Origin of the sequence: Paenibacillus cucumis (ex Kampfer et al. 2016) (assembly GCF_019748695.1) — a bacterium.
Lineage (GTDB): Bacteria > Bacillota > Bacilli > Paenibacillales > Paenibacillaceae > Paenibacillus > Paenibacillus polysaccharolyticus.
Map to the genome: position 1 here is coordinate 1 of NZ_JACLIC010000082.1, position 209 is coordinate 209.

Consider the following 209-nt stretch of genomic DNA (forward strand, 5'->3'; position numbering starts at 1 on the left):
TATTACCCCAGCTGGGTTTCCCCATTCGGACATCCCCGGATCAAAGCTTGCTTACAGCTCCCCGAGGCAGTTTCGTTGTTCGCCACGTCCTTCATCGGCTCCTAGCGCCTAGGCATCCTCCGTGTGCTCTTAGTAGCTTAACCATTGCGCTCGTGTTCGAGCTGTCACTTCCCTTGGTTTGCTTGCGCAAAGCCAAAAGTCGTTCCATT

1 rRNA gene is annotated in these 209 nt (G+C 54.1%); it reads right to left on the reverse strand.

Going from position 1 to position 209, the window contains the following annotated elements:
• Positions 1-143: ribosomal RNA gene (locus H7T88_RS28530) — 23S ribosomal RNA — on the reverse strand; the annotation flags it as partial.
• Between the last annotated feature and the right edge of the window lie 66 nt (positions 144-209).